We start from the raw sequence: 26,026 nt of genomic DNA, 5'->3' as shown, positions 1-26,026 counted from the left end.
ATAATTATAATAGGCGATGTGGTTGACCGAACATCGCCTATTATATACAATAGATGATGTAGTACTCACGTCTATACAACTAAAAAAATACTGTATTTGAAGGAGATAAATTATCATGGAAAAAATCTTTAAAGTAACTAGCGACTCAGGAATTCATGCTCGTCCAGCAACTCTACTTGTAAACACTGCAAGCAAATTTGGTTCTGACATCAACTTAGAGTATAACGGAAAAAACGTTAACTTAAAATCAATCATGGGTGTTATGTCTTTAGGAATTCAACAAGGCGCGGAAATTAAGGTCACTGCAAATGGTGATGATGCAGCTCAAGCACTAGCAGCTATCGAAGAAACTATGAAAAACGAAGGATTAGGAGAATAATGACTCTTAACATCCAAGGGATCGCTGCATCAAGTGGGATTGCTATTGCAAAGGCTTTCAGACTTGAGAATCCTGAATTTAACATTGAAAAGAAATCAATTACAGACGAAGCTGCTGAAATTGCACGCTTAGACGCTGCGCTTGAGAAAGCAAAATCTGAACTAGAAGCTATTAAGGACCATGCTTTTGCTGAGCTAGGTGCTGATAAAGCTGCTATCTTTGAAGCACATTTATTAGTATTAAATGATCCAGAATTAGTGAATCCAGTAAAAGATAAAGTAAATGGCGAAAAAGTAAATGCTGAATTTGCAATGGATGAAGTTGCATCAATGTTTATTTCTATGTTTGAAAACATGGATAACGAATACATGAAAGAACGTGCTGCGGATATTCGCGACGTAACAAAACGTGTTCTTGCACATTTACTAGGAATTAACTTCTCAAACCCTGGTACAATTTCTGAAGAAGTAATCATCATTGCTGAAGATTTAACACCATCTGATACAGCTCAGTTAAACCGTAAGTATGCAAAAGGTTTCACAACTGATATCGGTGGACGTACATCTCACTCTGCAATTATGGCTCGTTCTATGGAAATTCCAGCTGTTGTTGGTACGAAAGTTGTTATGGAGAAAATCCAAAACGGCGATATCGTAATCATTGACGGTTTAGATGGAGAAGTAATTGTAAACCCATCTGAAGAAACTCTTCGTTCTTTTGAAGAAAAGAAAGCGAAATTTGAAGAGCAAAAAGTTGTATGGGCAAAATTAAAAGACCAAGCAACTGTAACAAGTGATGGACATCACGTTGAGCTTGTTGCTAATATCGGAACACCAAATGATGTACAAGGTATTATCGATAATGGCGGAGAAGGCGTTGGTTTATACCGTACAGAATTCTTATACATGGGCCGTGACAATCTTCCAACAGAAGAAGAGCAGTTCGAAGCGTATAAAGCAGTTCTTGAAGGTGTAAAAGAAGATCAACCAGTCGTTGTTCGTACACTTGACATCGGTGGAGATAAAGAACTTCCATACTTACATTTACCAAAAGAAATGAACCCATTCTTAGGATACCGTGCAATTCGCTTATGTCTTGATGAGCAAGATGTGTTCCGTACACAACTTCGTGCATTACTTCGTGCTAGCGTATACGGTAACTTGAAAATTATGTTCCCAATGATTGCAACTCTTGATGAGTTCCGTCAAGCGAAAGCAATCTTATTAGAAGAGAAAGCAAAACTTGTAGAAGCGGGTACAACTGTTTCTGATTCTATTGAAGTTGGTATGATGGTTGAAATTCCAGCTTCAGCAGTATTAGCTGATCAGTTCGCAAAAGAAGTTGATTTCTTCTCTATTGGAACAAATGACTTAATCCAATACACAATGGCTGCAGACCGTATGAACGAACAAGTAGCTTACTTATACCAACCATATAACCCATCTATTTTACGTCTTGTAAAAATGGTTATCGATGCTGCTCATAAAGAGGGCAAATGGGCTGGTATGTGTGGTGAGATGGCGGGAGATTCACTTGCTATCCCATTATTATTAGGATTAGGCTTAGATGAGTTCAGTATGAGTGCAACATCTATCCTTCCTGCAAGAACACAACTAAGCAAGTTGTCAAAAGCAGAAATGGAAACATTAGCAGAAAAAGCATTAACAATGTCAACTGCTGAAGAAGTTGTTGAATTAGTTAAAAGCATATAATAGTAAAAAAACCTGAGTCGATTTGAAATCGGTCTCAGGTTTTTTCTATGAGAAAAGTAAATCTTGTTTTCTTACTATAGAGGATAAGGAACAGAATTAGATAGCGATTGCAACGATATCAGTTGGGCATACACGTAAAATACCAGTAAAAGTATTACGATTTTGATTGTTCTTATCGTCTTTATTGTTATTGTTATCTTTGTCGTTATTATTACGAGCTAAAGCAGAGAAAAGAGCAACGCCGTTAGCGAAACCTTCAAAAATTACATTGTTGAATGTTCCGTTACCTCTAATGCTTAAAAGAGAAAGCTCTGTTCCAACTGAAATGCTAGCAAGTACGTTACATACAGCAGGTCGTTGTGGTCTAACTTCTTCTTTCTCTTTCTCGCGATGGTCGCGATGGTCACACTCTCTTTCACGATGATGACAGTCTCTAAAGTTATCACAGCATCCAAATGATCCAAACATAATCCTCATCACCCCCTTCACACTTATAATCTATGTAAGTTCGGTAGTTAGTGACTGGACAGATAATGGAAATTTTTCTAGGGGATTTTCTCATTTTAAATGACTAGATGGGTATTTAGTATGGAATGATGTTTAAAATAGGGGAAATGTCACAAAAAAATGTAAAGACCACCGAAATGAATGAATTAGGTAGCCTTTACACTTTTTTACTTTTATATAAAACGATGATATATACAGGAAGAGCTAAGAGTAGTGGTGCAATGGATCGTGCAGTATGTTTTTCTGCTTCTAATTGTAACGCTTCTTCTTTAGGGAATTGTAACACTGATATGTTTGCAGCATCGCCAATAAAATATAGCAGTAGTACAGTTACTATGTAACTCAAAAGTGCGATAAAGCTTCCGTATGAACTCAATGAAAATCCCTCTCTTGTTATCTATTTGTTATCATTGTATCACAATTGTAACAAAAATACACGGTTATATTTCAATGCTTTAACAAATTTCGACACAAAACGCCATATTTGTTTATGGTGATAGCGTAAAAATTACAATTTCTCTATGTATAGATGTCGAATAATACATTGTAATATTACGGATGTGTGACAGAATATAAAAAAGCGAAGGTAATGAAATTACCTTCGTTTTTATTATTTCGCCCATTCACTTACTTGTTCTACGCTCATGCGCGGTGCAGGGTGACCTTTTAAAGTTGATTCACCAATTGTAATAAGCATAATTGGTACGTAACGAGATGAAACATTGAATTCTTCCATTAATGCCTGTGGATTGAAGCCACCAATAGCGCAAGTATCCCAGCCAGTTGCTTTAGCAGCAAGCATAAGTTGCATTGCTGCTAAAGCAGCATTTGAAAAGGCAGCATCTCGTGGGTATTGCTCACGAGTATATGCAGATTCAATATTTTTAGCTAAGCGCTCTTTTGCGTCTGCTTTCATAAATCCTTGTTCTACAATTGGACCGTAAACAGGTTCAACATTTTTATATGCCTCTAAATCACCTAAAATAGCGACTACGGCAGAAGCATCAAGAATTTGTTGTTGGTTATAAGCAATTGGGTGTAATCGTTTTTGTACATCTTCGCCTTGGAAAACAAGGAATTTCCAGTGTTGCAAGTTCCAAGCAGAAGGTGCTTGCGCAGCTGCTTTTAAAATTTCATGTAACTCTGTAGATGAAATTTCTTTTTCAGGGTTGAATGCACGTGTAGATGTGCGTTCATATAAAACGTTAAAAAAGTCGTTGTTTGTCATTATATATCCTCCAAATTACATATCAACTTAATATAAAATAAATGTAATATACTCTACTTACATTTTGTAAGTTATTGAATTTAAGAATATAATACCTTTATTTTAATTGTCAAGTTTTAAATAGTAAGGCAGGGCATTCATACAAACGATACAATTCATATAATCATAAACTAAAAAAGGAATTTCCAGAGCAGATAAGCGAAGATAACATTCTCAATTAGCTTGTTAATATGAGTTCCTCACAATTCTTTATAAAATGATTGTGAGGAATTCAGTAAAACAAGATATATGAAGTGAGTGAAGACTAGTGATGAACATACTACATTTTTTATTAGAGAATACTGTTTTCCAAAATGTATTACAAGATCTTCAGTTGAATGTCCTTTATATAGAAGATGGATGTACACATCAACAAACGATAGAAAACGTCCATCCAAAATGTATGTTTATAGCAAATAGTTTTGAAGAAGGAGAAATATTGTTTCATAGAACTAGACCACATATTGTAATTATGTATGTAACAGATTTTGCTCAAATAAAATATATAAAGAATATATATAATTCACAGAGCACATTCATTATCATTTGGGATCAACAGATAGACAATCAGTTTGCAGATTTACTACTGTTAGGAATACGTAATATTGTTATAGCACCAGTAACCCCACAAGTAGTACTAGAGGAAGTGAATAAGAGTTTATATCAGCTTTCTTTAGTGCGACAAGTAAGTTTACAACAAGAATTGCTTCAAACGATGTTTGATTTTCAAAATGATTTATTATTTATAGTAGAAGATGATGAGATTGTTGATTGTAATACGAATTTTTTACAATTCTTCGGACATGATAATTTATTTACGTATCGTGAACAACATTTAGTGTTTGCAGAACATCTTATTAGAGAGAACGGATATTATTCGACGACTCACGATATAACATGGCTGGATGATACTTTATCAAATGGAAGAAGAATTAAAATGTATAATTATGAAGGAGAAGCATTTACTTTTCTATTACGTGCGACACCATTACCAGAAGACTTATCGCGATTTATAGTAAAATGCACAGAGATTACAGAATTAGATGAAATCTATCAAGAGCAAGAAAGATTGGCTATGATAGATTCATTGACAGAAATATATAATCGCTTGAAATTCCAACAAATATTGGAGACAGAGTGGGAGAATGTATTACGTAATGATGAAAAAGTTGCACTTATTTTGTTTGATATAGATAATTTTAAATCAGTAAATGACACATATGGTCATGATTTTGGCGATTTAGCATTAGTACAACTTGCAGATCTTATGAAATCTAAAGTTGAAGCTCAACATGTATTTGCAAGATGGGGAGGAGAGGAATTTATAATATTAGTGACAAATACGGTAGAAAAAGAAGCGTTTCAAGTTGCGGAATCATTGCGATTTTTCATTGAAACAAAGCATTTCTCTGGAATTTCGAAATTAACAGCGAGTTTTGGAGTTGCGTTATATGAGCAAGGGATTACAAGAGAAGAGTTAATGCAAAGAGCGGATATTGCGTTATATGAAGCGAAAAAAAATGGGAAAAATCAAGTATGTATATATAGAAAAGAAAAAATGTGATTTTTCGCAACAAATTGTTGCGATTTTTTTTTATTACTTGATAATAGAATATGGGGGACCATTTTAACCGAGAAGCTCCCACTTCAAGTAAGCTCGCAAGAGAGACTAAGTGGTGGGTAGTTCACATGAAGTAATTACGGAGGAACAATATGATAAAAAAAATAATGGTTATGGCTTCACTGTCTGCTGTAGTTTGCGGCGGAGTATACTATTTTCTCTATCCCGATCCAAAGGAACAAGCAGTATTAACAACAAAGGTAACTCCTGCTATTGAGTCAGATGTACAGGATAATATAGAAGAAGTGCAAAAAATTGATTATGCTAGTATATCTCAAAAGTTAGATCAGTATTTAGTAGGAAAGCAATTTAATGGGACAGTTTTGGTGACAGATAAAGAGCATGTTATATTGAATAAAGGATATGGATATGCTGATGTTCAAAATAAAATAGAAAATACGCCTCAAACAAAATATCGTATCGGTTCTATTACGAAAACAGTTGTTGCTACATCCATTCTACAGTTACAAGAACAAGGGAAGTTAAATATCCAAGATAATGTAAATAAATACATTCCTTCATTTCCAGTAGATAAACACATCACGTTATATCACTTATTAACGCATACATCTGGTTTACCGGAAAGTGGGAAAGGGAAGGTTAATGTAGCTTCACGTATAAATTTAGTAACTTGGATTGGAAGTCAAAAATTAGAGTTTCCACCAGGAACAGGTTGGAAGTATACGGATTATAATTATATGGTGCTCGCTTATATTATAGAAAATATAACGAAAAAGCCTTTAGGAGACTATGTAAAAGAAAATATATTTACAAAGGCCGAGATGCATGAATCAGGTATGGGAAATATGGTGCCTGGAGATAAAAACTTCACGAAGGGGTATGTGAAGAAAGATCAAGAGCTTGTACTAGCACAAAAATTAGGGGTGGACTGGTTATATGGATCGGGTGAGATGTATACGACAGTAGGGGATATGAAAAAATTAGATGAAGCGATTATAAATGGAAAGCTTCTTTCTGAACAAAGTATACAAGCGATGTTTACACCTTCACAAGAAAGAAAATATGCATTTAGCTTTTACATATATCCAGATTATTTCCATAACCATGGTGTACTATCTGGTTGGAACACTTTCAATAATTTTAATAAAGAAAAAGGAACTTTTGTTATTTTATTTTCAAATGTGAAAAATAGTATGGATGATGATTTTAATAAAGAGTTCCGAAAGATGGTAAATGATTTATTAGAACAAAGGGGATGAGAAGATGGAAAATAAAAATTTATCAATAGGTTTCATTGGTATTGGTGTAATGGGAAAAAGTATGGTCAACCATTTAATGCAAAGTGGTTATAAAGTATATGTATATAATAGAACGAAGGAAAAAGCGGATTCTTTAGTGCAAGAGGGTGCGACTTGGTGTGATACACCGAAAGCGTTAGTAAAGCAAGTTGATGTTGTTATGACGATGGTTGGTTATCCTCATGATGTAGAAGAAGTGTACTTTGGGATTGATGGAATTTTAGAACATGCAAATGAAGGTACGATAGCAATTGACTTTACAACATCTACACCAACATTGGCAAAACGTATTAATGAAGTTGCGAAAAGCAAGAATATATATACATTAGATGCACCAGTATCTGGCGGGGACATTGGGGCTAAAGAAGCAAGACTAGCAATTATGGTCGGTGGAGAGAACAGAATATATGATATTTGCTTACCTCTATTTGAAAAACTAGGAACAAATATTCAGTTGCAAGGCCCTGCTGGGAGTGGACAACATACAAAAATGTGCAATCAAATAGCAATTGCTTCTAACATGATAGGAGTATGTGAAGCGGTAGCATATGCGAAAAAGGCTGGACTTAATGCAGATAAAGTATTAGAGAGTATTTCGACAGGAGCAGCAGGTAGCTGGTCATTAAGTAATTTAGCTCCTCGAATGTTAAAAGGAGATTTTGAACCTGGCTTTTATGTAAAGCATTTTATGAAAGATATGAAGATTGCTTTAGATGAAGCTGAAAAATTACAATTACCAGTACCGGGTTTAACCCTAGCGAAGGAATTGTATGAAGAGCTAATCGCAGATGGAAAAGAGAATAGCGGAACACAAGTATTATACAAAAAGTATATAAGGGGGTAAATGGAATGGATCTCCAAAAGTTTGACGAGATGATTGATGCTGTGCAGCGAGCAACTTGTGTACAGATTAATGATAAGCAAAAAGAAGCTTTTAAACAAAAATACGATTTTGGACCAGATTTTGAATATGGAAGAGATGAGAAAGGACATTATGTTATCCGAAGCTCGAAAAAGATGTTAGAGGAAATGGAGTTTTATTTGGCATTGAAATATGATCGGGATGGAATTGTCCTTTATATGCATGCTGAGATTGAAGGGACATGTCATGTATCCGTTAGCTACAGTGAAGATGCACTTCATTTGCAAGAATTGTTTCAATTTCTAGAAGAAAATAAATAAAAAGTCCTCAAATGAGGACTTTTTATTTATTTAGGCAGGCATAATATTTAAGTTGGATAATTTATCCCGCTATTTGTGTGCAGTAAAACTCCCACTGATTAAAGTTTCACTTTATAGGCTGGAAGCGCGGCGGCATCGTTCAATTGGGAATGGAATAACTTGGGCAATGTGATTAGGGCCGAGCTGTTTTGCGCGAGCATGGCGTAGTATATAAAATGCGCACAGAATAGAAACAGGAATAGCACCATATAAACCAAAAAATAAAGCGCTTACACATGATGCAGCAAAACCTAAAACACCAACTTCTAATTCTTCCATAATAGCTCCTAAAATGACAGGAATAGCTCCGCATGTAACTCCTAGTATAAGTGCGATAAGTAAACTCATGATTATCCCCCTCTGTTTGCAATATTCATTTCCTTCTTATTAGTTGTAGTATATCATACACAAAACAGAATTTTCAGAAAAAATTCAAAAAAAGTTCAATAAATGTTCAAAAAATATTCCGGAATGTACTTGATAAAGTGGAATTATGATTCGAGATATTTGATTTGAACAAGCGAAAGGGACAAATCATTTTAGTAAATAAAAAATCAGGCTTACTTCAATGTTATGAAATAAGCCTGTTCCATAGGAGGATGTATATATGTAGAGTGAATAAAAGGTTGGAAAAGGGGTTCCAAGTTCTTTTATTCAACTAGCTACCTTAATAAATTGGAACCCAACCTTCTGTTGTAACAAAAATACGAATAGCTACAACTTGGCGATCATCTTGTAAGGTGAAATAGTGTCTTGCATTTTCAGGCACAGATATAAGATCACCAGGCTCGAGTTCAACGTCAAAGAATCGACCATCTTTTCCTTCAATAGCGAAGATGCCATGACCGCTGACAATAAAGCGAACTTCATCGTCAGTATGATGGTGTTCTTTTTGGAAATTAATTAATAACTCGTCAAGGTTAGGTGTGCTATTTGAAAGTGAAATCACATCATATGCTTTATAACCCCTGCGCTCTGAAACATCAGCAATTTCTTTTGAAAACAACGTTAATATTTCAGCTTTGTTTTCATCTGTTAAGGAGTAATTTTCTTTTAAATGAGTAGGAAGTTTAGAAATATTCCATTTCTCATATAAAACATCTTCTCCTTGTAGAAAGTTTGATACTTCTACTTCATTTTCAATACGAGTATTTTCCTCATGAATACGAATTTGCGCCATTAGAAACGCCTCCTTGAATTGATAATAATTTTATATGAAATTGGAATAAAAACTCATAAGCTTCTAATCTTTTTTTTGCATCAAAGCTATCACGGCCCCATACGGTAATGCCATGGTTTCGAATTAATACTGCTCCTGAATCTCCTTGTATATGCTTTCGGAATTTCTCTCCAAGCGTCGGGATATGAGCATCATTTTCGATAATAGGAATGTTAATCGTTGCACCTTCTTCCCAAATATCAAGAGCTTTAATAATCTCTTGATTTTGAAGGGTGACTGCATCACTATACAAATTTGTGATGACATTGTTATCAGTTGTATGAACATGAAGTACGCACCCGGCGTTCGTATTGTTATAAATATGTGTATGCAATATTGTTTCTGCCGAAGGGCGTAACTCAGTTTCTAAAACGGGAATTCCTTGATGATTTACTAATAAAAAATCATCTGGAGTGGTTTTTGTTTTATCTTTGCCACTTGCTGTAATAAGAAAAGTAAGGGGATCATGACTGACTTTTATAGAAATATTTCCACTCGTTGCTGGAAACCAATTCCGAGTTGTTAATTCTTTTTTAATTTCACTTAAGTCATACCATTGACGAAAAAGTTGTTTCATAATTTCACCTCCAACAAATGTTTTAGTTCAGCTAGAACATCGTGAAATGTTTCAAACGGTGTATAAGCAATACGATTTTCTTCACACTTTGTAATAAGGAAGTCACGGGCGAATACTTTATCTGCTTGTTTTGTTGCTTGTAAATCAGTAATAGAATCTCCAATCACAATATGAAAATCATCTTTAGAGCTTAGTTTACGAATTAATGATGATTTACAGAGACCACAACTATGCTGACATTGCTCGTCACAAGGGTGCGGCCATTTCACTTCAACAAATTCTCCTGAAAAGTCAGTTGCATTACAATAAATTTGTTCTTTAGGGATTATTTCTTGTAAGAGTGGATAGACGAAGAAATCCATTCCACCTGATATAACGTAAAAGGAAATGTTATTTTCATTAATGAATTGTATGAATTCATGAAAACCTGTACGGATTTCAGCAGTTTCTTGTAAAAACTGAATAATATCATCGTGTAGATTAATAGGTATTAATCGAAATAATTGAGAAACACCTTCTTGAATAGAAAGTTCTTGCGATAAAATTTTTTGCTTTATTTCCTCTGCTTCTGGTGGTGCGAATTTTTCCATAATGGACATGATATTATCGTTATTTGTAATCGTACCATCGAAATCACAAAATACTTGAATACTCATAATTTCACCTCATGAGAAGGATTTCCCCATATTTGTAGTGCGCTATGCAAATTTATTTCATCCACTTCATGGAGTGGTTTACCTTGTAAAGTAGCTTCAATTGCAGCACGGAAAGCTTTGCCACCACCTTGAGCTCCATTTGGATGCCCATGAATCCCACCGCCGGCATTAATAACAACATCCTTACCAAAATCTCGTAAAATAAAGGGAACGAAACCAGGATGAATTCCAGCAGATGGAACAGAAAAACTTTTCTTGAAATAGTGGTCTTCCTCAGTTAATGCTGCTGTAATGAGAAGAGCTTCCTCTTTTTCTAATGCAACGTTGCCGTATGGTGATGGGAATAAAGAGAAATCAGCACCAGCGTAACGTAGTAATTTTCCAAGTAGTAATGGAGAAGAGAAACCGTATAGTTTCGATGATGAATATGCGCCACTTACAGCAGGGTGTGCCATAATAGGAATTGGGATTTCATCGTCTTCTACAAGTGCTTGCAGTACATCTAATCCATAAGAAAATACATTAAATAAAAGAATGTCTGCTCCAGCTACCACCGCACGTTTCGCGTTTTCTTTTAAATCATAAGTTCGACCTGTTAAATTTACTGCGTATAAAGTTTTATGCCCGTAAGTTTCGTATACAGATTGTAAAACTTCTTTACCAGATTCAATTCTTTTTATAAGTGGTGTTAATGAGTTTTCGAATAAAATTTCATCATCTTTTACAATATCTACGCCTCCAATTGCCTGATCGCGTAGTTGAGTTTTTAAATATCCAATATTCCGTCCTATCATCCCTTTGAAAATACTCATTAGAAGAGGTCGATCTTGAACTTGTAAAAGGTTTCGGATGCCTTCAATTCCAAATTTTGGTCCAGGGAACTGTTTCTTTAATTCGTCTGAGAATGTTAAATCAATTAGTTTAATTTCTCCATCTAACGAAAGTTTTCCAAATGTTGTTGTCAAAATGGCTGGTAAGTCAGGGCTAAAGTTCAGCGATGGATAATGAATTTTAATGAGTCCACGTGATACTTTTTTGCCAAGGTAAGAGTTAATATGTTCTTGTTCGTCTAACGCTTCAATATGAATGACATTGCCTTTATGTTGTTTTAATTGTTCTTGTAATAAGTGTGGTAAATGAGTCCATGAACCAATTGTTAAACCGATTGCAATTTGTTCTGCTTTCTTTTCTAAGTTGTGAGAATCATCGTGGATTAAATATGTCGCTATAATTCCGCTCATTGTTATACCCTCCTAGTTAAATAAAAAAACCTCTCAGCTAAGGAGAGGTTTTTTTACAACCAGCTCCTTATCTGTCAGCATAATGCTGCGAGAATTAGCACCGTGTCTACAATTGTAGATCGGTTGCCGGGTTTCGTCGGGCTCGTCCCTCCACCTGCTCTTGATAAGAAGTATTTAGAAATGTTTAAATTTTTAAGATAACTGAATTTTGTCAGATATTTTTTATGTTGTCAATGACTTTTTGAAAAAATTTAATTTATCAATTCGATTAATTGCTTCTCGTAATCTATCTTCCGTATGCAAGAGACCAACACGGACATACCCTTCGCCGTGCTCACCAAATCCAACACCAGGAGCAACTGCAACGTGTGCTTTTTCTAGTAAAATGTCAGAAAATTGCTCAGATGTATATCCTTTTGGAACAGGAAGCCATGCAAAGAATGATCCTGTTGGAATGTTTACTTTCCAACCAATTGAGTGACAAGCTGAAATAAGAGCATTTCTCCGAGATTCATAACTATTAACAAGATCTACCACACAAGACTGCGAGCCTAATAGTGCTTCGCGGGCAGCATCTTGAACTGCACCAAAAATACTAACATACATATGATCTTGCAATAGGTTAATAGTTTCGATGACACTTTCATTTCCTACTGCAAAAGCAATACGCCATCCAGCCATATTGAAAGTTTTCGATAAAGTGTAAATCTCAATACCTGTATCTTTAGCTCCGTCTGCTTGCAAGAAACTAACAGGCTTTTGACCATCGAATCCGATAGCACCGTAAGCAAAATCGTGAACAACTAATATATTATGTTTATTAGCAAAATGAATGGTTGCATCAAAAAAATCTTTTGATGCAGTAGCACCGGTAGGGTTATTTGGATAGTTTAAAAACATTAACTTTGCTCGCTCCGCAACAGAGTCATCAATTTTTGTATAATCCGGTAAAAAATTATTTTCTGCAATAAGCGGCATTGTTTCAAATTGTGCTTTTGCTAAAGCAACTCCTGATAAATAATCTGGATAGCCTGGATCTGGAACGAGAATAGTATCACCAGGGTTTGTAAAACAAACTGGTAATTCTACTAATCCAGCCTTTCCGCCAAACAAAATAGCAACTTCAGTTTTTGGATTTACTACTACATCATATTCACGTTGATAGAATGTTGCCACGGCTTCTTTTAAGCTTTCGTGTCCGCGAAATGGCGGATATTTATGATGAATGGTCTTTTCAGCAGCATCTTGTAAAGCTTTAACGATATGCTGCGGTGTTGGTTGATCTGGATTACCTTGACCTAGATTAATAACATCGTGACCAGCTGCAACGAATTTGTTAACTTTTGCAACAAGTGAAGCGAAAAATTGTGTTGGCAATGATGTTACTATCTCAGAAGGTTGAAATAATTTCATACTTTCCACCTCTTTTGAAAGTTGTTACAATTCTAGTGACAAATGATATAATCTTTCCAGTATTTTGTAAAGAAAAAAATGAGAATGGGGCTGAAAAAATGAAAGTCGCATGTATTCAAATGGATATTGTCTTTGGAGATGTAGAAAAAAATATTGAGAACGCTAAAAAAAAAATAAGTGAAGCGATGAAAGAAAGACCAGATGTTATCGTCTTACCAGAACTATGGACAACAGGATATGATTTAACGAGASTTTCTGAAATTGCAGATACGGATGGATTAGAAACGAAAGAAAAGTTGAAAGAATGGTCGAAGCAATATGGTGTACATATTGTTGGTGGTTCCATAGCAAAGCAAACAGAGCAAGGGGTTACAAATACAATGTATGTTGTAAACAATGAAGGGAATCTAGTCAATGAATATAGTAAAGTACATTTATTTCAGCTGATGGATGAACATAAATATTTAGTTGCTGGTAATGAAACAGGTGAATTTAAGTTAGATGATGTAGAGTGTGCTGGTACAATTTGTTATGATATTCGTTTTCCAGAGTGGATGCGCGTTCATACTGCTAAAGGTGCAAAAGTTTTATTTGTTGTAGCAGAATGGCCATTAGTACGTTTAGCACATTGGCGTTTGCTTTTACAGGCGAGAGCAGTTGAAAATCAGTGTTATGTTGTTGCGTGCAATAGAGCAGGAAAGGATCCGAATAATGAGTTTGCAGGTCATTCTCTAATTGTGGATCCTTGGGGTGAAGTTGTGGTAGAGGCAAATGAAGAGGAATCAATTTTATTTGGAGAACTTAAATTCGAGAAAATTAAAGAGGTACGTAAAGGAATTCCAGTTTTTGCAGATCGTCGTCCAGAATTATACAAATAAAATGTTGACAAGTGATTTTTATTCTTGGTATAGTCTTCATCATAAAGTTAAAAATTCTAAAAATTATAAAACTCTTATCAAGAGCAGGTGGAGGGATTTGGCCCGATGAAGCCCAGCAACCGACCGTAATACCATTGTGAAATGGGGCGTTTATGACGCCAAAAGGCACGGTGCTAATTCCAGCAGAAAGTAAACTTTCTGGCAGATAAGAGGGGAGAAGATAAACTTCAAACCTCTTTCTTTGTGGAAAGGGGTTTTTCTATTTTAGAAAAACCTCTGAATGAAAAGGAGGAGAAGACGATGGGATATTATTCATTAACTGAAACAACAGCTATACAATATGCGAAAGAACACGGTTATTTTGAAAAGAAAGCAAATGTAGTTTGTCATGAAATTGGAGATGGAAATTTAAATTACGTGTTCAAATTAGATGATGGAGAGAAGTCTATTATAATAAAACAAGCACTGCCATATGCGAAAGTAGTTGGTGAGAGCTGGCCACTGTCTATAAAAAGAGCGACGATTGAAAGTAAAGCATTACAAATTTTTGCGAAGTATGTGCCAGATTATGTTCCAGTAGTGTACAGTCATGATGAAGAGTTAGCAGTTACAGTAATAGAAGACTTATCAAGACTAACAATTACAAGAAAAGGATTAATAGATGGAGAAGGATATCCACTTTTATCCCAGCATATCGGTCGTTTTCTAGCACATGTTTTGTTTTATACTTCAGATTTCGGTTTACAGTCAGAAGAGAAAAGGGTATTAGAAGGTACATTTGTAAATCCAGACCTTAGTAAAATTACAGAAGATTTAGTTTTTACGGATCCATTTGGACATTATGATACGAATGATTATGAGTCAGATTTACAGTCAGTGATTGATGAACTTTGGAGTGACAAAACTTTAAAACTAAAAGTAGCACAATATAAATATAAGTTTTTAACGAGAAAAGAAGCGCTTATTCATGGTGATTTACATACTGGTAGTATTTTTTCATCACCTTCTGAAACGAAAGTGATTGATCCAGAATTTGCAACGTACGGTCCATTTGGATTTGATATCGGTCAATTTATTGCAAATCTATTATTAAATGCTGTATCTAGAGAAGAAGAAAAGAGAAGTGTACTATTTTTCCATATAGAAAAGACATGGAGTTATTTTGTAGAAAACTTTACGAAGTTATGGATTGGAGAAGGTGTAGAAGCATATACGAAAGAAAAACAATGGTTACCAATTATTTTGCAAAATATCTTTACTGATGCCGTCGGATTTGCCGGATGTGAACTGATTCGTAGAACAATTGGTTTAGCTCATGTAGCGGATTTAGATGGGATAGCAAATAAAGAAAATAGAATTCAAGCTAAAAAACAAGCGTTATCCTTAGGTAGAGAACTAATAAAATATGAAGCCAAGTGTGCTGATATTCAACTGTTTCGAACATTATTTCAACAGACAGTTGGAGGCGTAAAAGCATGAGTACAATTATTACTATTCCGAGATCTGTAAGTTGGAAAGGCGATGCAATTGCAGTATTAAATCAAACAAAGTTGCCGCATGTCACTGAATACAAAACATTAACGAATATTGAAGAGGTATGGAAAAGTATCATTATGTTAGAAGTACGAGGAGCGCCTGCAATTGGAATTGTAGCTGCGTTTGGTTTGGCGCTTGCGGCGAAGAAATACGATGCTATAAATATCTATGAGTTTCAGAAGAAGTTTAATAGAGATTGTAACTATTTAGGAACATCACGCCCGACAGCAGTCAATTTATTTTGGGCAATCGATCGTATGAGAGAATCTATTCGAGAGATTACTACAATAAAAGAAGCTCAAAAAATATTAGAAGAAGAAGCGCTTCATATTCAGCAAGAGGATGAAATGGTGTGCCGAAGTATTGGAGAACATGCTTTAACATGTTTTAAAGGCGGTGATAAAATTTTAACAATTTGTAACGCTGGAAGTATTGCAACTGCTAGATATGGAACAGCATTAGCCCCATTTTATATTGGGAAAGAGAAGGGTGTGCGTTTACATGCGTATGCGTGTGAAACGAGGCCGGTTTTACAAGGTGGTCGTTTAACGACATGGGAATTGAAACAAGCAGACATTGATGTAACGCTTATTACGGATAATACTGCAGCACATGCAATTCGAACGAAAGAAATTAATGCGATTATCGTAGGGGCAGATCGAATCGTTGAAAACGGTGATACTGCTAATAAAATAGGAACATTAAATTTAGCTATATTAGCAAAGTATTTCGGTATCCCATTTTACGTTGCAGCACCGTTATCTACATTTGATACTACGAAACAAACAGGTGCTGAAATTGTCATTGAAGAAAGAGATGAAACAGAAGTTACGAAAATTTTTGGGAAACAAGTGGCGCCACTTGGAACGCCTGTATTTAACCCTGCATTTGATGTAACACCGCATGAATTAATTACGGGGATTATTACTGAGAAAGGTATTTTACGTGGAGATTATAAGCAAAAAATTACATTATTATTTGAAAAAACAGGCTAATCACAAATAGCTTGTTTTTTTATGCCTAAGATTCTCTTTTCCTCTTATTTATGTAATGAAGGGAGGAGAGAAAGATGGAAGAGTGGATCAGGATGATAGGTAATGTGGGATTTCCGATTGTTGTAACGCTATATTTACTACATCGCATTGAAAGTAAATTAGACGGAGTGATTGTTGCAATTGAGAAACTCCCTAAACAATTACTAAAGTAGGAAGATCCTCGCGATAGAAAGTAAAATAAAGTTTGCTCTTCGTGAGCAAACTTTATTTTTTATTGAGCAGTATATCCACCATCGATAACAACAGCTTGACCAGTTATGCCTTTTGCTTTTTCACTCGCTAAAAACATAGCATAATCTGCAATTTCTTGTACTTGTAATAAGCGCTTTTGTGGTACAAGTGGATAAATAACATCCTCTAAAACATTTTCAAGTGGTACATTTCGTGTAGTAGCTAAATCCTCTAGTTGATTACGTACAAGAGGGGTATCGACATAACCAGGACAAAGGGCATTTACAGTAATACCATGGGTAGCACCTTCTAAAGCGGCAACTTTTGTTAATCCAATTACGCCATGTTTTGCGCTATTGTAGGCAGCTTTTCCAGCGAATCCGACAAGGCCGTTAATAGAAGCGACGTTAATAATACGGCCGTATTTTTGTTTTTTCATAATAGGAAAAGCATGTTTGATGGCGATAAATGGAGCGATTTGCATAATTTTAATAAGAAGCTCGAATTTATCAGTTGGAAAATCTTCAATCGGTGAAACATGTTGCATTCCTGCGTTGTTAATTAATACATCTAATGAACCGAAATGACTAACGGTTTGAGAAATTGCTACTGCAATTTCTTCTTCAGCTGTAACGTCACATTTTAAACCGATAGCTTGATAGCCTTCTTTTTGTAATTGTTCAGCAGCTTCTTTCGCACGTTCTTCAAGACGATCACTAATGACAACTTTTGCACCTTCTTTTGCAAATGTGTTTCCCATTTCATAACCAATACCACTTGCAGCACCTGTTAAAAAGACAACTCGATTTGTAACCATGATGAAAAACACTCCTTCATAATAAAAGTTCTCTTATTGCTCTATTTAGAGAGGCGATAATAAAATCCCTGCAAACATTTGGAAAAATATTGCTAGCTATCTTGTTTTGCAAAGTAGCGTTTGCTATACTATTTTGTAAGCAAGATACTTACGCTTAGCTATCTTGTAAAACAAGATAGCAGGAGGATTTCAATTATGTCGACAAGTCAAATGCTGAAAGGGATTTTAGAAGGATGCTTACTTGCTATTATTTCTGAAGGTGAAATATACGGTTACGAAATGAGTGAAAAGCTAGCAAAGTATGGTTTTACAATGGCGAGTGAGGGAAGTATTTATCCGTTATTAATACGAATGCAAAAGGAAGGATTAATCACAAGTGTAATGAAGGAATCTCCATCTGGCCCGAAACGGAAGTATTATACGTTAACAGAAAAGGGAGAAGATGAACTAGATGAATTTATGGGTCGCTGGGAAGCGATGCAAAGTAGTGTAGAACGTCTACTTGAAGGGAAGGGGAGAAGAAAATAATGCTATCAAGTGAAGCGCGAAATTTTTTATTAGATATGAGATTATTTTTGACAGCAAAGAGTGTGAAAGAAAGCGATATTGAAAGGTTTTTAGAAGATGCAGAGTTGCATTTAATAGAAGGTGAGAGTGACGGAAAAAGTGTAGAAGAAATTTTCGGAAGTTCACCGAAAGAATATGCCAATGAACTTGTAAAAGTGATGGAAAGAGATAGACAGGAAACGTGGAAGCAAATTGGGTTTACGGTTATGAATATCGTTTCGTTTTGGATTATTGCTTCTATTTTAATAGTTAATAATGGGATTTTACAGATTTCGCTTATTCAATGTATTGGCTATAGTTTTACATTGATTGTAGCTGTAATGGGTCCTAATTTTCTACTTCGTAAAATGACCTTTGTAACAAGCTTTACAAAAACATGGTTTTCAATGTGGTTTTTAGTCATGATAGCGCCAATGTTTTTATTAGGAGCGGTTACGATATTGGATGTGTTATATCCTACAAAGATGGTTACATTCACTCAAGTGCAAAGTTATATATTAGGTGGTGGGATTTTTATTATCACAGTAGCGATAAATATGTATTTTGAAGGATGGTTTAAAAACTTATATTTAATCATTCCGCTTTCTATTATGTTAGTGTTTAAAACATTTACATCAGAAGATCTCGTGCCAATGTTATTTCAAATTATATGTTTATACGGAAGTTTGTTTATTTTAATTTTCCTTGAAATTATGATGAAGACGAATAGAAGAGAAACGGTTAAATAAGGGAGGGATAAAAGTGTTATCGAATGAAGCACAAAAATTTTTAGATGATACCCAAGGGTATTTACGAACGAGGGGCATTAGAGAAGCGGATATTATTTCTTTTATAGAAGATGCGGAAGTTCATTTAGTAGAAGGAGAAAAAAGAGGGAAGAGTGTAAATGATATATTCGGTCATGATCCAAAGGAATATGCTAATCAACTTGCGAAAGAGATGGAAGTAGATAAAACAGGGAATTATAACTTATTGCTTTACTTTATTATAAATTTATTAGCATTCACGATGATGAAGAGTGTATTCTTTAGTGAAGCCGACCATCGCTTGTCTTATTCTTTAATTGAATTAATTGGATATCCAATTATGATTTTTGTAGGGATTAGTGTATTAATATGGGGGATGAGAACAGCGGTCTTTAAACGTAAAAGAACTGAATTTTTAATTATGTATATAACTGGTGCAATATGGTTTTTATCAATTTTTAGTATTGCATTATTAAATGAATTTTATGGTACAACATTTATTAAATTTACTGCAACAGAAAGCTTCACTCTTGTTGGCGTAGTAGTTATTTTTGCAGCTATTGTAAATATTAAAGTTGGTGGTTGGTTTACTTTGTCTTATTTACTAGTTCCAATTGCATTAGAATTTGTATTTGTAACGATAGATTTATCAAACATTATTGGAATGTATGTACAACAAGTAATTCTTTTCATTGTTATTTATATGCTTCTAAAAATTCATACGAAATTAGAAAAAAGAGAAGTATACGAATAAAAAAGAGGAATAGTTATGTATATGGAGTAGTAGTTTTCTAAGGTTAACTATACCGCTTTCGCAAAAAGAATACATGATGAATATTTTAATACTTTATTAGATGACACATCAGGATATGTTTTGTTCTTCGGCTTAATAGGAAAAGGGCTGCTCTGGATATGCAAAAATTATTTCCAAAGAAATATTATATAGGGATTTTTAGAGGAATTACATTTACGTTTAGTTGGATATTTGCATTCTTTGCAGCCGAAATTTGGTTTGTTGATTTGAATAGATTATTTTAAACAGTAACAAGATCGTTACTGTTTTTTTCTTTGTAATAAAGAGCTTTGTAAAGAGAGCGCTTTTTGTTCATTTGTTAATAATGAATTGATGTGAACGTTATTAGGGCTAGGGACTATAGGGTACATAAGGTTCGATGGTGAATGGTGATGTTCAGAACCGGTTGGAGAGTGGGGATCTGCGTGCGTAAGTTTTCCATGAATTCGTCTTGTAAATAAAATATGACCAATTTCGTGAGCGAGGGTGTATATATTTTTCATTGGAGCAGCTGAGTTTGTTAAAACGATGTAACCAGTAAGTTGCTGTTGTTTCGCTAAAGAGTAAGCGCAAGCGATTACTGCGGTTTCTTTGAAATAATCACTGCCAATATAACAAATATAAAGGTCACATTCAGGAGCTTCGTTAACACAAGTTTGAAAAAAGGATGATAATTTTTCCTGACTTTGAATGGAGTTTTTATAACTAATTTCCCGATTAGAAAAACGGAAAAGTTCGTTTAGTACAATTACTTCTTTAATTTGAAATGTAATGGGATGCCAAATTGATTCTGCAACTGCTAAATCTTTTGCAATACGGTCGTCAGAAATATCGGCGCCTGGAGTAATGCAAACACATATATTAACGTATGAATTCATAAGGAACACCTCAAATGAAAAAATTCTTTCTATAATATATGTGGGGGAAAGGTCCTATGTATGGATAAACGCCTTGTTTATTACACGAATATATAGACTATAAGTCGAAAAAATTTCATAGTTCTATAACGTAGTATGGTCTGCTTTTTGATATAGTAAAGAAAAGGGGGAGAATATATGTATACATTAAAAATCGTTTCAGACAGAGAAGCTCTGTATCAATTTGCGAGCTATGTAAGAGTTGTACAAGGGGTTGAAGATGTATATGTAGAGGTGGGAGAACCTTTATATGAACATCCATTAATGAAGTTTTATGTACATATTACAATTGAAGAAACATATGATCAGCATAAAGCATTGCAAGAAATAGCTAGGTTAGTAGAATTAGGGCGTTTTACATATGTCCATTATCATAATGAGGAAATTGAAGAAGCTTTTGAAGTTGTAAAATACGAAAGCTTTAAGAAATAACGGTAAAAAAAGGAAGCGGAAGCTTCCTTTTTTATTGAAAATTACAGCAACAAAAGAAAGAGAATTTTGTTATGATAAGGAAGGGTGAGGAAAGGGGAGTTTACATATTGGGGTATATTGAAGAGTTACGCAAAGTAGTTGGTACAAGACCACTTATTTTAGTAGGATCAGCAATTATTATATTAAATGATAATCAAGAAGTATTGCTTCAATATCGTTCAGATACATATGATTGGGGCGTACCTGGTGGGGCAATGGAACTGGGAGAAACGACAGAAGAAACTGCTCGTAGAGAATTATTCGAGGAGACGGGACTAAACGCGAAAATTATGCAATTTCTTGGCGTTCTTTCAGGAAAGGAAGTTTATTTCCGTTATCCAAATGGAGATGAAATTTTTAATGTGATTCATCTGTATCAGGCACATCATGTAAGCGGAGAATTAAAGCTCGATCATGAAGGGTTAGAACTTCAATATTTTCCAGTAGATAAGTTACCAAAATTGAATGAAACGACAGAGAAGATATTACAAAAATTCTTATACGCATTGACAGAATAGAAGGTTAATTCCTTCTATTTTTATTATATTAAATATTTTGATTTTTTGGTATGTTTATAGTATGATAATTTTAGACATACAACTTATGGAATTTCACCTAAAAACTTACTAGGGTACATAAGAGAGGGGCAAGTACAAAATGCATGATGTTGTCATTACAGCTGCAGTTCGTTCACCAATTGGAACTTTCGGAGGAGCACTAAAAAATATAACACCAGTAGAATTAGCTGTTCCTGTACTTCAGGAAGCTGTAAAAAGAGGCGGAGTAGAGCCACATGAAGTTGATGAAGTAATTTTAGGTCATTGTATTCAAAGAACTGATGAAGCAAATACGGCAAGAACAGCTGCATTAGCGGCAGGATTTCCTGACACAGTTACTGGTTATACAATTCAACGTCAATGTTCTTCAGGTATGCAAGCAATTATGTCTGCTGCAATGCAAATCCAATTAGGTGTAAGTGATATTGTTGTTGCAGGTGGAGTAGAAGCAATGAGCTCGAGCCCTTATGCATTAAAACAACACCGCTGGGGACAACGTCTACAGCACGGAGAAATTCGTGATACGGTGTGGGAAGTTTTAGAAGATCCGATTCACCATATTATGATGGGTGAAACAGCGGAAAATTTAGTTGAACAATATGAAATTACAAGAGAGGAACAAGATGAAGTTGCGCTTCGTAGTCATACATTAGCGTTGCAAGCGATGGAGTCTGGATACTTTGACGATCAAATTGTTCCTATTACAATAAAAGAACGTAGAAAAGAAGTTGTATTTGCGAAGGATGAACATCCACGTGCAGATATTACAGCGGAAAAATTAGCAGGATTAAAACCAGCTTTCCGTAAAGACGGATCAGTAACTGCAGGGAATTCATCTGGTCTTAATGACGGAAGTGCAGTTCTAGTATTAATGAGCGAAGAAAAAGCAAAAGAAAAGGGCTTACAACCGTTAGCTCGAATTGTTGGATACTCAGTAGCGGGTGTAGATCCGAAAATTATGGGTATTGGACCAGCACCAGCAATTCGTAAAGGATTAGAAAAAGTAGATTGGTCATTAGAAGATGCAGATTTACTTGAAATTAATGAAGCTTTCGCTGCACAATATTTAGCTGTAGAGAAAGAGTTAGGGTTAGACCGTGAGAAAGTGAATGTAAACGGTAGTGGTGTAGGACTTGGACATCCAATTGGTTGTACAGGAGCTCGTATTACTGTAAGTTTAATTCACGAATTAAAAAGACGTGGATTAGAGAAAGGTATTGCCTCTCTATGCGTTGGAGGCGGTATTGGAGTAGCTTTATTTATAGAAGCATTATAAAAAAGAGGCAGCTATTGCTGCCTCTTTTTTTATGACTCAAATAAGTGATGAAATAATCGATCGCGATTTTCAAAGAAAAGTTTCGTCGTTTGGTAATGCTCCGTTTCTTCTAATGTCGATTCGTGAATCCCTTCTTGAGTTAAAGAGTATATAGTAGATTCAGGATAAGCCATTAAAATGGGAGAATGCGTCGCGATAACAAATTGTGAACCTTGTTCAGCTAGCTCGTGCATGCGAATGAGCATTGAAAGTTGCCTCATCGGTGATAATGCTGCCTCAGGCTCATCTAAAATATATAAACCTTGTCCTGAAAAGCGGTTCATAAATAATGAGAAGAATGATTCGCCGTGTGATTGTTTGTGTAATGAGATACCACCATATGAGTCAATAACTGGATTTCCACGTGCTTCTGGATCAGCATCCATTTCATCAATATAAGAAGCGACGTTATAAAATGATTCAGCACGAAGAAAGAAGCCGTCGTTTGGTGTATTGAAACTTTTTGAAATTCGAAGATATTCATGTAAAGATGAATGTGAATCGTTGGTGCTAAAACGGAAATTCTTCGTTCCACCTTCTGCATTAAAACCTAAAGCAACTGCAATCGCTTCGAGTAATGTTGATTTCCCCGTTCCGTTTTCTCCAATAATGAATGTTACATTCGGATGGAAAAGGAGTGATTGTAATGTTCGTATAGCCGGTAAGCAGTATGGATATGCGGAAAAGCTAGGGATATTTTCTTTTTTTAATGTGACACTTTTTAAAAAGGGTACGTCAATCAATATATAAACCTCAATTCATAACGGATTTTGTTTCTAAAAAAGCAGCGAATACAAGTGTAAGATAGCTTGCTAATAATTAGTGGGGGTTTTGTTCATCTCCCACTGATTATTAGCCTTCACCAATCGGGCGTCTACGGGCAGCACGACTCCCACCTAACTTTTTTGTTCTAGCCAAATTTTGAGGTGGGAGTCTTATTGCCCGCAAATAGCGGGATAAAGTTGTATATTGAAGTGTACCAAAACCAAGGGCTTCCCAACTGAAAGAAATTCTCTTCCATATAAAAATGAAAAGAACACTTATAAAGCCAACGAGAGCAGGCATATATTTTATAATTTTTAAGTGCTTCCATAGAAAGAAGCCGATGTATGTACTTAAAAACAAGATAAACAGAACAAGAAAAAAGACTAGTGTTAACGACACAGGAACTCCTCCTTATTTTCTGAATATTTCATGTGGATTATAACATTTAAACTATCATATTCCAATGTGAAAATAAATATTGCATAGAGATTGTTCATATCGTTATGATAATATGTATTCTATTGGAAATATGAAAAGGAGTTTAAATATGCCGTTTACATTTGCACATCCAGCAGCTGTTCTCCCTTTTGCTAAGAAACATTCTAGTTATATTTCGGTGACGGCTCTTATATTAGGTAGTATGGCACCTGATTTTGAATATTTTTTATATTTTAGGCCATACGGTATTATTGGCCATACATGGGCTGGTTTCTTCTATTTGAATTTACCACTCGTTTTTTTATTAGCATATGCATATCATCGTATTTTAAAAGGACCGTTTATAACACATTTACCTAAGCCTTTTGCTAGTTACTATAAATATGTAGTAGATGCGAAGTGGGGGCTGTATACTTGGAAGAATTTTTTTGTATTTTGCTATTCTGCTTTATTCGGTATGGTGACTCATGTCGTTTGGGATGCTTTTACTCATAAGACAGGCTATTTTGTTATGGAAATGCCGCTGTTACAGCAAGAAGTATATAGTATTCCAATTTATAAATTTTTACAGCATGGGAGTACATGTTTTGGTCTACTATTACTAATATAGTACTATGGAAATATAGGAGGGAAACTGATCAAGATACTAGTTTAACTGCGGAAAAAAAGAAATATTGGGCTTCATCTATCGTTGTGGCGGCCATTATATTTATCGTTCACGCGTTATTAGACCCCTATTTTCATATTTTCCAAATAGGAGGTATAATAGTATCTGGACTGACAAGTTCGTTTTGTGGACTTCTTATTGTTTCTATAGTTTACAAATCAAGGGACTAATTTATATTAATGAATGATAGTGTTAGGAGAAATTAAATGATGAAAGCATGGAAAAGTATTTTTGTTTTATGCAGTTTTCTTCTTATGTTAAGTGGTTGCTTCCAGCAAGAAGAAAAGAAGGCAGAACCTAAAAAGAAAGAATCTATTCCAGAAACAAAAGAGTATGGTGGGCGTGAGCTTAAAAAAGTAGGACAAAAAGTGAAAGAAAAAGGGTGGGGGACATTTGAATTAGAACAGATTCATTCTGTGAATCAGACATTTGAAGTAGCCCCAATGAAAATTCACGTACAAGATGTTAAAGTTATCTCATTATCACAAATGAGCAAAGAGGCAAAAAATACATTGAAAGTGTATACTGCATTAACTCCTGAAGAAGTAAAGCGTAGATTGGGAGATAAAGTGAGTCAAGAAGATGCTGAATTATATGCATCGTTAAGTGGAACAGAGATTAGCGATACGATTCGGTATGTTGAAATTACATATAAGGTAGAGAATAGTGGAGATAAGAACATGCAATTTTTCTCTATGAATGATGTTGCTATAAATGACAAACAACATTTTAATGTAGCGACTCAAAACTTTTTATATGATGAAGATACGCTCGTTGGTACAAAGAGTGTTTCAAGGGAAGATTATAGGCCTGGTGAGACACGAGAAGGAATTATCGGTTTAATACTTGATGATGGAAAAGAAAAAGTAAAGGATATTAAGTTTACGACAGATGATTTAGCAGCAGGAGACACAAATGAAGCTGTTAAAGAACCGCAAACTTTTAATATTTCACTCTCTAAATAAAGTGTCTTTATAATAATTTAAGTAAAAACAGTCAGCATAAAAAGTGAAGTGCACCCCAATTGTTAGACACGGTCTAACAATTGGAGGTGCATTTTTTATGGCTAAATTTTCTTCAAAAGAAAAAATCCAAGCGGTGAAACGATATTTAGATGGTTCAGAAAGTGGAGAAACAATTGCTAAATCTATAGGAGTTACTCCTGTTTTACTTCGCGAGTGGATTAGACGATATGAATATTCAGGTGAAAAGGCCTTTGAAAAGCGCTATACATTCTACTCAGCTCAGTATAAACTACTAG

31 protein-coding genes, 2 pseudogenes and 2 riboswitches are annotated in these 26,026 nt (G+C 35.0%); of the genes and pseudogenes, 20 read left to right on the top strand and 13 right to left on the bottom strand.

What is annotated here, in order from left to right; genetic code table 11:
• Window positions 1-115 precede the first annotated feature (115 nt).
• Window positions 116-379 (top strand): phosphocarrier protein HPr, encoded by a 264-nt coding sequence (gene ptsH, locus AC1DS7_RS17430; protein ID WP_002033915.1) that lies wholly within the window; start codon window positions 116-118, stop codon window positions 377-379.
• On the top strand, window positions 379-2,091 hold the full coding sequence (ptsP, locus tag AC1DS7_RS17425) for a phosphoenolpyruvate--protein phosphotransferase (protein WP_002128938.1): 1,713 nt from the start codon (window positions 379-381) through the stop codon (window positions 2,089-2,091). The genes ptsH and ptsP overlap by 1 nt, the downstream gene beginning before the upstream one ends.
• 96 nt (window positions 2,092-2,187) lie before the next feature.
• Here ptsP and AC1DS7_RS17420 read toward each other — a convergent pair whose 3' ends face one another.
• The 3 genes from AC1DS7_RS17420 to AC1DS7_RS17410 form a co-directional block, all read right to left on the bottom strand.
• On the bottom strand, window positions 2,188-2,559 hold the full coding sequence (locus AC1DS7_RS17420) for a DUF3915 domain-containing protein (protein ID WP_002143013.1): 372 nt from the start codon (window positions 2,557-2,559) through the stop codon (window positions 2,188-2,190).
• A 196-nt stretch (window positions 2,560-2,755) separates the two neighbouring features.
• The gene (locus AC1DS7_RS17415) at window positions 2,756-2,974 is read right to left on the bottom strand and encodes a hypothetical protein (protein WP_002088422.1); all 219 of its coding nucleotides are present in this window, start codon (window positions 2,972-2,974) and stop codon (window positions 2,756-2,758) included.
• 234 nt (window positions 2,975-3,208) lie between these two features.
• Window positions 3,209-3,826 carry a nitroreductase family protein gene (locus AC1DS7_RS17410; RefSeq protein ID WP_002033918.1) on the bottom strand — a complete coding sequence of 206 codons (618 nt, stop codon included), beginning with the start codon at window positions 3,824-3,826 and terminating at the stop codon, window positions 3,209-3,211.
• A gap of 310 nt (window positions 3,827-4,136) precedes the next feature.
• Between AC1DS7_RS17410 and AC1DS7_RS17405 the strand changes: the two genes are divergently transcribed.
• From AC1DS7_RS17405 to AC1DS7_RS17390, 4 genes are all read left to right on the top strand, one after another.
• Window positions 4,137-5,429, top strand: coding sequence for a GGDEF domain-containing protein (locus tag AC1DS7_RS17405; protein WP_201064453.1), 1,293 nt, complete (start codon window positions 4,137-4,139; stop codon window positions 5,427-5,429).
• 149 nt (window positions 5,430-5,578) lie between these two features.
• Window positions 5,579-6,706, top strand: a complete 1,128-nt coding sequence (locus AC1DS7_RS17400) for a serine hydrolase domain-containing protein (RefSeq protein WP_305926612.1) — start codon at window positions 5,579-5,581, stop codon at window positions 6,704-6,706.
• Between the two features lie 4 nt (window positions 6,707-6,710).
• A complete protein-coding gene (locus AC1DS7_RS17395; RefSeq protein WP_002033921.1) occupies window positions 6,711-7,589 on the top strand; it encodes an NAD(P)-dependent oxidoreductase in 879 nt (292 codons plus the stop codon).
• A gap of 5 nt (window positions 7,590-7,594) precedes the next feature.
• On the top strand, window positions 7,595-7,927 hold the full coding sequence (locus tag AC1DS7_RS17390) for a DUF3909 family protein (protein ID WP_002014892.1): 333 nt from the start codon (window positions 7,595-7,597) through the stop codon (window positions 7,925-7,927).
• Between the two features lie 111 nt (window positions 7,928-8,038).
• On the opposite strand, the gene AC1DS7_RS17385 is transcribed toward AC1DS7_RS17390, so the two are convergent.
• The 6 genes from AC1DS7_RS17385 to AC1DS7_RS17360 all read right to left on the bottom strand — a co-directional run bounded on the left by AC1DS7_RS17385 (window position 8,039) and on the right by AC1DS7_RS17360 (window position 13,072).
• Complete coding sequence (locus AC1DS7_RS17385; protein WP_002033923.1) at window positions 8,039-8,314, bottom strand: hypothetical protein; 276 nt, start codon at window positions 8,312-8,314, stop codon at window positions 8,039-8,041.
• 319 nt (window positions 8,315-8,633) lie between these two features.
• Window positions 8,634-9,146: a 1,2-dihydroxy-3-keto-5-methylthiopentene dioxygenase gene (locus tag AC1DS7_RS17380; RefSeq protein ID WP_002111583.1), complete on the bottom strand. Its 513-nt coding sequence runs from the start codon at window positions 9,144-9,146 to the stop codon at window positions 8,634-8,636.
• Entirely contained in the window at window positions 9,124-9,762 is a 639-nt protein-coding gene (locus tag AC1DS7_RS17375) for a methylthioribulose 1-phosphate dehydratase (protein WP_012261637.1), read from the bottom strand. The genes AC1DS7_RS17380 and AC1DS7_RS17375 overlap by 23 nt, the downstream gene beginning before the upstream one ends.
• Complete coding sequence (locus tag AC1DS7_RS17370) at window positions 9,759-10,418, bottom strand: 2-hydroxy-3-keto-5-methylthiopentenyl-1-phosphate phosphatase (RefSeq protein ID WP_002128925.1); 660 nt, start codon at window positions 10,416-10,418, stop codon at window positions 9,759-9,761. The genes AC1DS7_RS17375 and AC1DS7_RS17370 overlap by 4 nt, the downstream gene beginning before the upstream one ends.
• Complete coding sequence (gene mtnW, locus AC1DS7_RS17365) at window positions 10,415-11,659, bottom strand: 2,3-diketo-5-methylthiopentyl-1-phosphate enolase (RefSeq protein ID WP_002143008.1); 1,245 nt, start codon at window positions 11,657-11,659, stop codon at window positions 10,415-10,417. Before mtnW ends, AC1DS7_RS17370 begins: the two co-directional genes overlap by 4 nt.
• 64 nt (window positions 11,660-11,723) lie before the next feature.
• A riboswitch (SAM riboswitch) is annotated at window positions 11,724-11,829 on the bottom strand.
• Window positions 11,830-11,881: 52 nt separating this feature from the next.
• Window positions 11,882-13,072, bottom strand: a complete 1,191-nt coding sequence (locus AC1DS7_RS17360) for an aminotransferase class I/II-fold pyridoxal phosphate-dependent enzyme (protein WP_476999133.1) — start codon at window positions 13,070-13,072, stop codon at window positions 11,882-11,884.
• 14 nt (window positions 13,073-13,086) lie between these two features.
• Between AC1DS7_RS17360 and AC1DS7_RS17355 the strand changes: the two genes are divergently transcribed.
• The 4 genes from AC1DS7_RS17355 to AC1DS7_RS17340 all read left to right on the top strand — a co-directional run bounded on the left by AC1DS7_RS17355 (window position 13,087) and on the right by AC1DS7_RS17340 (window position 16,693).
• The gene (locus AC1DS7_RS17355) at window positions 13,087-13,950 is read left to right on the top strand and encodes a carbon-nitrogen family hydrolase (protein ID WP_476999132.1); all 864 of its coding nucleotides are present in this window, start codon (window positions 13,087-13,089) and stop codon (window positions 13,948-13,950) included.
• Window positions 13,951-14,021: 71 nt separating this feature from the next.
• Window positions 14,022-14,162: riboswitch (SAM riboswitch) on the top strand.
• A gap of 88 nt (window positions 14,163-14,250) precedes the next feature.
• Window positions 14,251-15,429 carry an S-methyl-5-thioribose kinase gene (gene mtnK, locus AC1DS7_RS17350; protein WP_476999131.1) on the top strand — a complete coding sequence of 393 codons (1,179 nt, stop codon included), beginning with the start codon at window positions 14,251-14,253 and terminating at the stop codon, window positions 15,427-15,429.
• The gene (gene mtnA, locus AC1DS7_RS17345; protein WP_201052911.1) at window positions 15,426-16,481 is read left to right on the top strand and encodes an S-methyl-5-thioribose-1-phosphate isomerase; all 1,056 of its coding nucleotides are present in this window, start codon (window positions 15,426-15,428) and stop codon (window positions 16,479-16,481) included. The genes mtnK and mtnA overlap by 4 nt, the downstream gene beginning before the upstream one ends.
• Before the next feature lie 74 nt (window positions 16,482-16,555).
• The gene (locus tag AC1DS7_RS17340) at window positions 16,556-16,693 is read left to right on the top strand and encodes a YvrJ family protein (protein WP_000393342.1); all 138 of its coding nucleotides are present in this window, start codon (window positions 16,556-16,558) and stop codon (window positions 16,691-16,693) included.
• A gap of 59 nt (window positions 16,694-16,752) precedes the next feature.
• Here AC1DS7_RS17340 and AC1DS7_RS17335 read toward each other — a convergent pair whose 3' ends face one another.
• Window positions 16,753-17,529 carry a 3-hydroxybutyrate dehydrogenase gene (locus AC1DS7_RS17335; protein WP_372475120.1) on the bottom strand — a complete coding sequence of 259 codons (777 nt, stop codon included), beginning with the start codon at window positions 17,527-17,529 and terminating at the stop codon, window positions 16,753-16,755.
• A 195-nt stretch (window positions 17,530-17,724) separates the two neighbouring features.
• Here AC1DS7_RS17335 and AC1DS7_RS17330 point away from each other — a divergent pair, with 195 nt between their 5' ends.
• From AC1DS7_RS17330 to AC1DS7_RS17315, 4 genes and pseudogenes are all read left to right on the top strand, one after another.
• Window positions 17,725-18,057, top strand: a complete 333-nt coding sequence (locus AC1DS7_RS17330) for a PadR family transcriptional regulator (RefSeq protein WP_088040076.1) — start codon at window positions 17,725-17,727, stop codon at window positions 18,055-18,057.
• Entirely contained in the window at window positions 18,057-18,824 is a 768-nt protein-coding gene (locus AC1DS7_RS17325; RefSeq protein WP_088040075.1) for a DUF1129 domain-containing protein, read from the top strand. Before AC1DS7_RS17330 ends, AC1DS7_RS17325 begins: the two co-directional genes overlap by 1 nt.
• A gap of 13 nt (window positions 18,825-18,837) precedes the next feature.
• Complete coding sequence (locus AC1DS7_RS17320) at window positions 18,838-19,596, top strand: DUF1129 domain-containing protein (protein ID WP_002192627.1); 759 nt, start codon at window positions 18,838-18,840, stop codon at window positions 19,594-19,596.
• Window positions 19,597-19,665: 69 nt separating this feature from the next.
• Window positions 19,666-19,880: pseudogene (locus AC1DS7_RS17315) on the top strand (DNA-binding protein).
• Between the two features lie 15 nt (window positions 19,881-19,895).
• Here the strand turns inward: AC1DS7_RS17315 and AC1DS7_RS17310 are convergent.
• Entirely contained in the window at window positions 19,896-20,513 is a 618-nt protein-coding gene (locus tag AC1DS7_RS17310; protein WP_088040074.1) for an ImmA/IrrE family metallo-endopeptidase, read from the bottom strand.
• Between the two features lie 177 nt (window positions 20,514-20,690).
• Between AC1DS7_RS17310 and AC1DS7_RS17305 the strand changes: the two genes are divergently transcribed.
• From AC1DS7_RS17305 to AC1DS7_RS17295, 3 genes are all read left to right on the top strand, one after another.
• Window positions 20,691-20,984, top strand: a complete 294-nt coding sequence (locus AC1DS7_RS17305; RefSeq protein ID WP_002088390.1) for a DUF3928 family protein — start codon at window positions 20,691-20,693, stop codon at window positions 20,982-20,984.
• Between the two features lie 107 nt (window positions 20,985-21,091).
• Window positions 21,092-21,541, top strand: coding sequence for an NUDIX hydrolase (locus tag AC1DS7_RS17300; RefSeq protein ID WP_012261633.1), 450 nt, complete (start codon window positions 21,092-21,094; stop codon window positions 21,539-21,541).
• A 139-nt stretch (window positions 21,542-21,680) separates the two neighbouring features.
• Window positions 21,681-22,856, top strand: a complete 1,176-nt coding sequence (locus AC1DS7_RS17295; RefSeq protein WP_476999130.1) for an acetyl-CoA C-acetyltransferase — start codon at window positions 21,681-21,683, stop codon at window positions 22,854-22,856.
• A gap of 29 nt (window positions 22,857-22,885) precedes the next feature.
• On the opposite strand, the gene AC1DS7_RS17290 is transcribed toward AC1DS7_RS17295, so the two are convergent.
• Complete coding sequence (locus tag AC1DS7_RS17290) at window positions 22,886-23,638, bottom strand: AAA family ATPase (RefSeq protein WP_012261632.1); 753 nt, start codon at window positions 23,636-23,638, stop codon at window positions 22,886-22,888.
• 109 nt (window positions 23,639-23,747) lie between these two features.
• Window positions 23,748-24,059, bottom strand: a complete 312-nt coding sequence (locus AC1DS7_RS17285; protein WP_476999129.1) for a hypothetical protein — start codon at window positions 24,057-24,059, stop codon at window positions 23,748-23,750.
• Window positions 24,060-24,207: 148 nt separating this feature from the next.
• Here AC1DS7_RS17285 and AC1DS7_RS17280 point away from each other — a divergent pair.
• From AC1DS7_RS17280 to AC1DS7_RS17270, 3 genes and pseudogenes are all read left to right on the top strand, one after another.
• Window positions 24,208-24,935: pseudogene (locus tag AC1DS7_RS17280) on the top strand (DUF4184 family protein).
• Window positions 24,936-24,971: 36 nt separating this feature from the next.
• Window positions 24,972-25,730 carry a hypothetical protein gene (locus AC1DS7_RS17275; RefSeq protein WP_002066932.1) on the top strand — a complete coding sequence of 253 codons (759 nt, stop codon included), beginning with the start codon at window positions 24,972-24,974 and terminating at the stop codon, window positions 25,728-25,730.
• A gap of 97 nt (window positions 25,731-25,827) precedes the next feature.
• Window positions 25,828-26,026: transposase (locus AC1DS7_RS17270; protein ID WP_476999128.1), on the top strand; the 199-nt coding region annotated here is incomplete at its 3' end.

It is taken from the genome of Bacillus sp. P4_E1, assembly GCF_056401715.1.
This window is presented reverse-complemented; position numbering and strand designations above follow the sequence as displayed.